At 53.4% G+C, this 8,266-nt stretch carries 10 protein-coding genes; 2 read left to right on the top strand and 8 right to left on the bottom strand.

Annotated elements, in window-relative coordinates:
- Positions 1-102: 102 nt before the first annotated feature.
- A complete protein-coding gene (locus tag FLQ03_RS18855; protein WP_144374132.1) occupies positions 103-546 on the top strand; it encodes a hypothetical protein in 444 nt (147 codons plus the stop codon).
- Positions 547-550: 4 nt separating this feature from the next.
- Here the strand turns inward: FLQ03_RS18855 and FLQ03_RS18850 are convergent, their stop codons facing one another.
- The 8 genes from FLQ03_RS18850 to FLQ03_RS18810 all read right to left on the bottom strand — a co-directional run bounded on the left by FLQ03_RS18850 (position 551) and on the right by FLQ03_RS18810 (position 7,795).
- Positions 551-2,020 (bottom strand): KAP family P-loop NTPase fold protein, encoded by a 1,470-nt coding sequence (locus FLQ03_RS18850; RefSeq protein ID WP_144374131.1) that lies wholly within the window; start codon positions 2,018-2,020, stop codon positions 551-553.
- Between the two features lie 215 nt (positions 2,021-2,235).
- The gene (locus FLQ03_RS18845) at positions 2,236-2,511 is read right to left on the bottom strand and encodes a hypothetical protein (protein WP_144374130.1); all 276 of its coding nucleotides are present in this window, start codon (positions 2,509-2,511) and stop codon (positions 2,236-2,238) included.
- 303 nt (positions 2,512-2,814) lie between these two features.
- Positions 2,815-3,912: a zonular occludens toxin domain-containing protein gene (locus FLQ03_RS18840; protein ID WP_144374129.1), complete on the bottom strand. Its 1,098-nt coding sequence runs from the start codon at positions 3,910-3,912 to the stop codon at positions 2,815-2,817.
- 3 nt (positions 3,913-3,915) lie between these two features.
- Complete coding sequence (locus tag FLQ03_RS18835; RefSeq protein ID WP_144374128.1) at positions 3,916-4,224, bottom strand: DUF2523 domain-containing protein; 309 nt, start codon at positions 4,222-4,224, stop codon at positions 3,916-3,918.
- Positions 4,225-4,226: 2 nt separating this feature from the next.
- Entirely contained in the window at positions 4,227-5,633 is a 1,407-nt protein-coding gene (locus FLQ03_RS19215; RefSeq protein WP_170252478.1) for a virulence factor TspB C-terminal domain-related protein, read from the bottom strand.
- Positions 5,634-5,743: 110 nt separating this feature from the next.
- A complete protein-coding gene (locus FLQ03_RS18820) occupies positions 5,744-5,953 on the bottom strand; it encodes a major capsid protein (protein ID WP_144374126.1) in 210 nt (69 codons plus the stop codon).
- A gap of 154 nt (positions 5,954-6,107) precedes the next feature.
- Positions 6,108-7,457 carry a phage/plasmid replication protein, II/X family gene (locus FLQ03_RS18815; RefSeq protein WP_144374125.1) on the bottom strand — a complete coding sequence of 450 codons (1,350 nt, stop codon included), beginning with the start codon at positions 7,455-7,457 and terminating at the stop codon, positions 6,108-6,110.
- Between the two features lie 2 nt (positions 7,458-7,459).
- The gene (locus tag FLQ03_RS18810) at positions 7,460-7,795 is read right to left on the bottom strand and encodes a hypothetical protein (protein ID WP_144374124.1); all 336 of its coding nucleotides are present in this window, start codon (positions 7,793-7,795) and stop codon (positions 7,460-7,462) included.
- 106 nt (positions 7,796-7,901) lie between these two features.
- On the opposite strand from FLQ03_RS18810, the gene FLQ03_RS18805 reads away from it, so the two are divergent.
- A complete protein-coding gene (locus FLQ03_RS18805) occupies positions 7,902-8,249 on the top strand; it encodes a hypothetical protein (protein WP_144374123.1) in 348 nt (115 codons plus the stop codon).
- Positions 8,250-8,266: the final 17 nt, after the last annotated feature.

Here is an 8,266-nt window from a genome sequence, read left to right as displayed (position 1 = left end):
GGGGTTTAGTATTTACGTCGTATAATTCGGCCTTATGTAAAACGCATCGGACATGGCGTTGTCTAACGCCATAGGTAGAAATACTTATGTGGTTTTTTTGTCATGCGTGTACGTAGATTTCCCCGATGTGAGTTCCCCTGCAACCCTGATGACCTCATCAGGGTTGTTTGCTTTGGCGACGCCGAACAGATGGCCGCAATGCTTTACGTGACAGTGGAGCAGATCGAACGCTGGCGTACAGGGCAGGATGCAGTGCCCTATGCGGTCTATGCCATGCTGAAGGTACAAGACAAGCCGCAGCTTGGCGAGATGTGGGGCGAGTGGCAGAGCTTCTATCTGGACAGAGGGCGACTGGTATCGGACGAATACCGCGCCGCCGTCAGCCTGGATGATGTGTTGAAGCTAAGGGAGTATAGGCGGCTCGATAGACTCGTGGTGGAGCAGGCCGAGACTATCGAGCGGCTGATTGTGGAGAGAGATTTTTACAAAGCCCAATGCCATAGGGAGGCAAGGTTTGGCCTAATGCTGAATCGGATTTTTAAGTAAAGAATCAATCAAGATGCCCGCTCAGCTCAACAACTCGTTTGTAATCATCCCACAGAAAAAATGTCTCTCCAGATTTGAGAGTGTATTTGCATGAATCGTTTGCCATGGTGACTGTTGCTCTGCCATCAGGGCCGAAAATGAGGCTGCACTGTTTTTTTAAGCCTTGGCTGATATTAGTAAAGCCTTTTCTTACAAGATCATTTTCCCATGCACTGGCTGCGTCAAAATCAATCAGGCTGTAACTTGAAAATCGCCCATTGCTAGAAACTCGAACGAAATACAAATCACTTATCAGCCCCATAAGTCTTTCCAAATCTATGCCACCCCATATTTTCGAACTTCTGCCATTGCCCATATTTAGAGAGCCAAAACAGGTTTGGTCCGAAAAGCTTTTGGTGGCTTTGTCTTGCATGCATATGGCTATTGCCAGAACCGTCCTGCTGAAGTAATAAGATTTTGATGATGACTGACCCATGCCTTCTATGTGACTTATGCATGCTTTAAATTTTGCAAAAAATTGATCCACATCCCTAAGCTTCATGTCGTAAAAATAAAACAATGCACCAAAAAGCTCATCAATGGGGAGGTTCTCATCAAAAATGTCGAATTTGGCATACTTTAAGGGCCTATCAAAATTTGGATATTTTATTGCTGCATATTTGATTAAGTTCGGCTCGGGAAGCCTAAAAGACCTATCAAAAAAGCGTTTTAGATAGCTATCACTATCAAAATCACTGCCATACAGAACTTTTATTGAAGAACAAAGTTGCTTTGTATCGTTTGCAACGATAAAAACAAAATTTTTCGTGTTGAAAAAATGCTTTATAGACTCAAGCATTTTAATTGCGTAGTCAGGTCGGCAGCGATCCAATTCATCAACAAGAACAACTACTGGCAATTCGACGTCTTTAATGGCGATTGCAAAATCTGAAAGGGCCTTTCTTATTTCGGCAATGGACTCGACCTGCTTCTCGTACTCATCACTAATTGCAGTTGTTAATTCTATTGGCTCCGCATCAACAAGACGCTCCACGGGTGTTTTTAGTATATCGCCCTCTCCAAGTAGGGATTTTGATGCTACATAGGCTATGGATACTGCGCTTCCCTTTAGGATTGTTCCAAAAAGTTTTTTTGCCCTGTCAAATTTCCCATCCGAAAATTCTTTTTCAGCAAGTTTTTTAAGCTGCCCAATCATTTCACTTGCTATTACACGAAGAGGGTCGCCGGTAAAATCGCTCTCCCATGAGTTGATGTACAGTACCGGATGATTCTTATTAAGAAGTTCAACGTAAATTCTTTTCAGAAATTCTGTTTTCCCAGACCCCCATGCGCCATTAAGACTTAGGACAAACCCATCTCTTTCAGTTCTTATATAACTAGAGAGGAATCTGCCAAGATTCTCTAAGCCGAGGCTACACTTATCCCAAGAGTGCGTCTTTAACCATTCTGAGTGTTTTGCGCTTTTTATTTCCATGGCATGTATCCAGATAAGGCTTGGTGCAGAATTGTGAAGATAAAAAAACTACAGTGGCAAAATGCCACAAAAGATGGGTATTGCCAGTCACCCGTCAGCGTGGGGCATGGGGCGGCTGGCGCAGTGTCAGAATCTCAAAATGAGACTAAAGGCGGCTAGTTATCAGTAAGCCGCCTATGCACACAGGTCGCACGTCGCCACACCGGACAGGGGTACTAACGCACCCCGCGCTGTCTGTAGTTCTCGATCGTACCGATCGCACGCATTACCGCTTGCTGGCGGGTGGCCCGCTCATCCAGCAGCATTTCATGCTTCACCATCTTTTCGGCCAGCTCCTCGTTATTGCCACATGCCCGGACAAGCCGCAGGAACGCGACACGGTCACGGCTGGCAAGACGCTTGAACCAATAGCGGCGGTGCGATGGCATGAGCGCCCCCCAGATTGCGAGAGCGACAATGAAGAACACAAGTGAAAAAAGCAGGATACGCATAGCGATCAACCAAACATCATTATGCGCAAAGAATAAGGTCTTGTGACCAGCCGTTTCAAGGCCGGATTGTCGTACTGACTGTTTCTGCTTCGCAGGGGCTACGCCCCTGCACCCCTCACTCGCCGTGGGGCATCCACCGGGGATGTTTGCAACATCCCCGGCGTTGCCGGGAGTGTGTTCACTACGGAGCGGCCATCAAGGGCTTTCGCGGCATAAACAGGGGCCCGGCGCTGCGCGCCACCCATTTATTCCACGGTCCCTTGACGCCCACCCCTTCGTTTCCTGTCGCTCCCGTTGGTCGCTCTAAGAGCGCTTCGCTTCGCGTGCCGGTGGCAGCTGCAAACCTCCGGTCGCATCCGGCAGCGTGTTAATGCTGGCCTGCGGGGCTTCTTGGTGCTGCGTGACAGGGGCCGTCACCGTGGTGGCGGTCTTTTCCGTGTATGTCTCTTCATTGCGGTACGGGTCAAACCGGCCATTGGCGACCACATCACCACACACGTTGGCCGGCACGTCCAAGGCGGTGCCTTGCTGGGTGTAGCAGGTGCAACGCTTGGCAGACTGCACACAACCAGCAAGGCGCGGGAACGTCTTTGGCTTGGCGATTTCCTCGTAAACCGGCGCGGTTTCCGGGTACTCGGCCACCAACGCAGCACGCTCGACATGCACCTCAGAGGCAGTGCGTGGCGCATGCCGGGGCGCGTTGGCTGATGGCGCTTGCGCTGCCGGTGCTGATGAGGCTGCGCTCGGTGTGGCTGGCTGCTTGCCCAAGCGACCAAGGGCGTGCACGGCAAACCAGACAATGCAGGGCAGGGCGATGGTCAGGGCAATCAGCTGGATGGCCTTCTTGGGTATCTGGAGCTTGTGGGTGTGAAGCTCTGCCGACTTGTACAGCGGGTAAATGGCTTTCGGGTAGGCAAACAGGCGAACGTCTGGCGAACGTGAAGCCGCACCGCGGGAGTTGGGCTGCAGCTCGCAGCAATCCCACTGGTAGAGCCTGGCTGACTGCGAACCGAAAACACGGCGCAGGTGATAGTGCTTGTTCACGATCTCGCGCACATGGGTATCCAGCAGCTTGGGTGACTGCGTGATCAGCCAAACGTCAAAGCCGTGGTGACGGTGCGTCTCGAACATGGACACATGCTTGGGGATCTCGGTGCCATTGCGGCGAGGCGGGAAGATGCGTTGGCATTCGTCGATGACAATGACGGCGCCGGCCGGCAACTCGTACCACTTGGCAGGATCTTCCATTTCTACCCAACCCAGCTGTTCCTTGCCCTTGTCCGTCAGCGGGATGCCCGAGTAATAGACTTGCCGGTTGTCACGATTCGCATCTTCGGCAATGCGCTTGATGGCGTACAGGGTTTTGCCGGAACCGGGTACTGCGGTTAGGAGGTTGAGCATGGCTTAATCCCCCGACTTGTTGCCGAGCGAGGAGCGCACAACGCTGCCTGCCGAGTTCATGCCTGAGAGAAGCGCCCGCACCATCATGGCCGAGAGCGTGACCGTCAGCACCTGACCGAAACCCAGCAGCCCCAGTATCGCGACAATGTCGCCGGCCAAGCTGCCGATCTGGCTGGTAATGGCCGATTCGATCTGCTCCATCACGTAGCTCAGGCCTTGGTATGAAACGAGGCCAAAGCCAATCGCCCCCAGAACGCGGGCCACAATCGGTTCAATCAACAGCAGGATCAGCCCACCAAGTACTTTCCACATGATCAATCCCCCTTGAACACGATGCGGGCGGCAAAGAAGTAGCCCAGCAGGACGAAGAACGGTCTAACCATCGATGCGAGGTCGCAAAATGGCGTGAAGGGAAAGTCCATGCGGACTGGCGCACCGGCCAGATCGAACTGCAGTGACTTGGGCGGCGGGCAGTAACCACCGCCGATGTACTTGTCACCCCCTTGCAGGTTGAGCTTGACCTCGGAGGGCTTGATGCTGGCGCTGGTGGCGTCCGGCATGTCGGTTGAGAAAAGGAAGTCTTTTATCTGGCTGACAGAGGCAATTAGCGGGGCAACTACTGATGAAACAGCACTACCGATGGCGGCAACTGAGGCTTGGACGGCATTTGAGATGGCCGCTTTCAGTGCCGATACGGCGCTGGAGATTGCCGTAGTAATGGACGTGAGGTCTAGGGGCGGCACTTCTTCGCCAGTACCGGTGCCAGTACCGGTGCCAGTACCAGTACCAGTACCAGTACCAGTACCAGTACCAGTACCAGTACCAGTACCAGTGCCAGTGCCAGTGCCGGGGGGCGGAGTGTCATCACCAGTGCCAGATGGTGCACCAAGCGTTCCTGCAGGAACGGTGAACACAGGTGGCTTGCCTTGCCCCTGATCTTCTACAGTGCCAGTTACAGTCCCAGCCGGGGTGGTATAGGTCAAGCCTCCAGAGCCCACGGTAAGGCGCTCAGAGCCACCCTGGCAGGATGCGGAAAGCGTTCCACCGGAAATGGAGAAGGTGCAATCACCGCGCTTAAATTCGGTAACACCCTTGCAGGCAGGATTAGAGGGATCTGCAGAGAATTGGCCGCCCCTGAAAACCATTTCACACTCAAGACCGGCAGGCTTTTTTACGTCCGATGCAGAAATCAAAACACAACCGGGAACGGAAGAGTCAAACTTATAACCTGAATCGCACTTTTCAGAATCGGGCATATCTGAAGCACTCACAGGGCCATTGGTTGCATATACATTGCCATTAGAACAACGAAAAACAGTTTCAGATTCTTTTCTGCAATTGCCACCAGCATTTTCCTGAGCAGCAGAGAAATCATAGCCAATATAGTAATTGTTGGTATTGCTAACAGAGGTATATTTAATTTTTCCAGAAGGAGGAACAAGAGGCGGCGGAACAGAAACCGGCTTTCCGTCTGGCCCCTCTTTTGTTGGCCAATTTGGGACAGGCAATTGAGTATCGCCCGTTAAATACGGATAAATCGCACCACCAATGGCAAGGCCAATAACTGGCGCAGCATATCGACCAGCCTGTGCAGCCGTCCAACGCACGCCAGCACCCACGGCAACACCGATGATGGGCGCAAAGGCGTATGCCTTCACGGGGAAAACCAACTGCCAGAGCAAATAACATGTCAGGAACACAAAGCGCAGTGACTTCCGCATGGCACACCTCACCGAAAGAGAATCCAGAACGCCCCGAGCAGGGCAAAGAGAACAATCCATCCGTCCATAATGAAAAAAGGGCCTTTCGGCCCTTTTCCTCGCGTTGCCGGTTACACCGAGCTGTTGACGAGACGCCAGACTTTACGCAGGGCCATGAAGCCCAGCACAGCACCACCGATGGCGGCGAGTGCAACCAGACCGGAACCGATGTTGTCGGTAACCGGCGTGGTGTCGATGGTCGGGCCAGCGGCAAAAGCGGGCAGGGCGGCTGCGGAGAGCAGGGCGGTGGAAGCGAAACGCTTCAGGTTCATGTACTTCATGGTTCAATCCTCAGTGGATGAAGGACTAAGAAAACCCCACAGGTGCCGCCAAACAAATGCCAAAGACCAAAGGGCAAGAATGGCTGTGGCGATGGTGACGGCTTGGGGGATGGTCAGCGGCAGAAAGAAGGGCTCTTGCAAGCTGCTGAATTCCTCAGGCGTTAACAGGATGTAGCCTGTACACGTTGCCGGAGTCTGGTCCGCCGGGGCTGGCTGTAGGACTAGCGCGGTAGTCACTTGCTGTCCGACGGTTAAAGTCTGAAATACGGCACACTGCGGCATGGTTTTCTCCGCTGCTTGGTGCATCCGCGTCCGCGCTGGTCGGCTTCGCTTTCGCCCGCGCGTCCGCGTCTGCACACTCGTTGTCGAATACCGGGTAATCGCCTGCGGCTTTCAGTGACAGGGCGCGCTGGTGCTGCCAATACCAATCCGGTGCGGCTGTTACCGGGCGAACTTCGATCACCTTGATGATCGTGGTGAAGGGCTTCACGTTGCCCAGCGGCTCGGAAATGTCCATGCCGTACTCGCGCAGGGTTTTGGCATGGCGGAAATACGTGGCACGGGACAGCAAGGTGCGTACATCGACACCCTTGAGCCATGCGGCTGCTGTAGCGCGAACCGTGGACGGCAGGGCCATCAAATCCATTGTGGTGACGTCCTCGCGGACACGGTTCACCAGCGGGTCAACGTACTGGTCAAACAGGTTGGTAAGCTTTTCCATGGTGATGTCCCCGAGGTATCGGCAGTGGTGTTCGGCGAGCGTGCGGCGATCAACTTCAATCTCAAAACGGACAATCCCTTGGGCAAGGCAGTATTGATAAACGGGGTCTGCTTTGATTTCTTCAGCGGTGCGGCCGTGGCGATGCGCCAGCATTTCATTGGCTTTGATGTAGGCTTTGATCAGTACGCGGGACCTGCGGTGGCCCCACATCACCGTTGATTCACCAAGACGACCACGGCGAATACGCGCGACAGACTGGGTACTGAGCCAGTCGATCATGGATTGAGCGGCAGCCATGCTGCCTGTCTCGTAATTGCTGGTCAGGTGCAGGCGGGAAACCGTGGCACCCGACCATTCGTGAAAAATGCCGTGGGTGACGTTGTAGTCCGTCCAGTGCTGCGGATCGATTTCTTGGCGTTCACCAGCGGAAAACCCCGGCAGGCCTTCGGCTTTCAAGCAACGATTGAGGCGTTCAACCGTTGCGTCAAAGTCGAGGTTAAACAGGTTGTCCGGGCGAGAAAGGCGGCCCGGATTTCCTTCGGCATAAACAAGGTGGCCGTCACTTTTAATGGCGACCATGGATTGGTAAGAGCCTTCGCTGAATTTCTTGGAAGGCGCAGCCCAGACGATTTCTGTGATTTCGCCGTCGTCGTCGGTATTCACTTTCATGGCCAAGCCCGAATTGACGCGGCGAACTGCGTCAATCGGCTCCAGCGTTACAGGGTCAACAGACCCGGTGTAACGCTGTTGCATGTGAATACCGTCAACGAAAACGCGGGACATGATCAGGCAGCCGGTTTTGCAGCAGACGGCAACGTCATATCGATGTAGACAGGCTGGCCGGTAAAGCCAGCCACGACGGCTTCAACTTTGCCGGCGCGTGGTTCGTGATCCATGGTCAGATCAATACGGCACGGATAAGTCACGCTGCCCAGCTTGGCAAACGCAGACTCGGCTACCGGCAAATCCATCGGTTCATAACCAAGGCCAAACTTGTTGAACTTGGCCGACGAGACGTTTTTGTTCGGAATGATGATGGTCAGACGATGCATCTCATACTGGTTGCCGTTGGCTTTGGATGTGCCGGCCATCTTGGACAGGCCTATTGCGATTGCTTGCATGGTGGCTACCTTCGGAATGCTAAAATTGAACGGTTGAACAGCCGTCCTCGCATGAGGACAGTTGCAATGCTAAGTCCACACTTGAGGACTGAACAAGGAACAAAGGATGAAACTGTCAACGGACTACCTGCAGGAAGCTCTGGAAAAGCTCGGAGATATGCCGGATGCAAAGAAAGCTGAGGTGCTGAAATTCAGCAAACAGGCACTCAGCAGCTACAAATCCGGCGAACGGATGATGGACGACTTTGCCTGCATCATGGTGGCTAACCAGCTGGGTATAGACCCGCTGGAAATCATCGCTGCGGCGAACATGGAACGCGAAAAAACCCAAGAAAGACGGGACTTTTGGGCGGATTTTCGCAAAAAGATCGGCAGTTTGGCCGTGGCCGGTCTGGTGGTTCTGACGACGCTAATGAGCCCAGTTGAAGGCTCCAAAGCCCCCCAAGGGGTTTAGTATTTACGTCGTATAAT

Source organism: Vogesella urethralis (genome assembly GCF_007644045.2).
GTDB classification, from domain to species: domain Bacteria; phylum Pseudomonadota; class Gammaproteobacteria; order Burkholderiales; family Chromobacteriaceae; genus Vogesella; species Vogesella urethralis.
Note: the sequence above shows the minus strand (reverse complement) of the source record. Positions and strands in the feature narration are given on the sequence as shown.